Source organism: Lentilactobacillus dabitei, from assembly GCF_019061365.1.
Classification (GTDB): Bacteria; Bacillota; Bacilli; order Lactobacillales; family Lactobacillaceae; genus Lentilactobacillus; species Lentilactobacillus dabitei.
On sequence record NZ_JAHPPD010000166.1, the window covers coordinates 1 to 1,521 of the forward strand.

1 protein-coding gene is annotated in these 1,521 nt (G+C 47.9%); it reads left to right on the plus strand.

Features of this window, described 5'->3' with window-relative positions:
- Positions 1-101 precede the first annotated feature (101 nt).
- Complete coding sequence (locus tag KTE19_RS13580; protein WP_217342511.1) at positions 102-1,391, plus strand: O-acetylhomoserine aminocarboxypropyltransferase/cysteine synthase family protein; 1,290 nt, start codon at positions 102-104, stop codon at positions 1,389-1,391.
- Positions 1,392-1,521: the final 130 nt, after the last annotated feature.

A 1,521-nucleotide genomic window follows, 5' to 3' on the forward strand; every position in this document is an offset into this window, starting at 1 on the left:
CTATTACCAGGTCTAGCTGACTAACTAGACCAATCATTGGAATAGGTCATTAACTGTTGCACTTGATTTGACACTTCGGGAATTAAAAAAGGATGATAAAATTGGCAGATAATCAATTCGACACACAACGACTTCACGCGGGTTACGATCCAAAAGAACATTTAAATTCGCCATTGCCGCCGATCTATCAAACGGCCGCGTTTGCCCTTGGCGATACCGACGAAGCTGAACAGGTTGCGGAAGGTAGTAAGGAAGGCTTCACCTATTCGCGGGTGGCCAACCCAACCGTGCGGGCATTTGAGAATCGGATTACGGCTTTGGATGGGGGGATTGACGCCGTTGCAGTGGGGTCTGGCATGGCAGCCGTCAGTTATGCGCTGTTAAACGTTGCTGAAGGCGGTGGCCGAATTATCGCGCCGACGAATCTGTATGGGGCCAGTATCGATGAATTCCGGTCAATCTTTCCCAAGTTTGGTATTCACATCGACTTTGTGGATGATATCAATGATTTTGCCAGTGTCAAATCACTGATCAAGGCTGACACCAAAGCCATTTTTGTGGAAAGTGTCGCCAATCCCAGCACCGACATTGCCGATATCGAGAATCTGTCAACCATTGCCCATGAGGCTGGAATTCCGTTGATCGTTGACAATACATTCCCGACGCCGTACTTGTTCCGGCCATTTGATTTTGGCGCCGACATTGACGTTTATTCCTCAACCAAAGCGATCAATGGCCATGGGAATGTCGTGTCCGGGATTGTTGTTGACCACGGTCAATTTGACTGGGGCAATGGCAAGTTTCCGCAGTTTACCGAGAATGAATTTACCCTTGAAACGGGGGATGGTCAGCCGGTGAGCTTCAACGAAAAGTTTGGCTCGGCTGCGTTTATTTCCCGGGTCCGGATCAAATATTTGCGACTGTTTGGGTCGGTCATGAGCCCATTTGATGCGTACCTGGCGCTATTAGGAGTGGAAACCATCACTGAACGGTTGGATAAAGAGGTTAGCAACGCAACGGCCATCGCTAAATATTTGAAGGCCGAACCCCACGTCAAGAAGTTGTACTATGCCGGAATCGACCAAAGCAATCCGTTGGTCAAGAAATACTTCCCAAAAGGCATCGGCGCGATCTTATCGTTCGGGGTGGCCGGCACTGAAAAACAAGTAGACGCTATTTTGAACCACGTCAAAGTCTTTACATACTTGCCGAACGTGGGTGATGTTCGTTCCCTGATCGTCAATCCGGTCAAGATCACTCACCGAGAAATCCCAGCCAGCTTGCGGGAACAACATGGCTTGAATACACGGGTGATCCGCTTGTCGGTTGGCTTGGAAGATGTTGACGACTTGATTGGGGATTTGAAACAGGCGATTGCTTCGGCGTTTTAGGGCAAAATAAAATCACCAGACTGGGAAATCCAATCTGGTGATTTTTTGTTCTTGAATTGTCAAATTAAGTGCAACACTACATTAAAGAATATTTCATAAGGCGTTTTCCATCCGAGACATTTACGGGGAC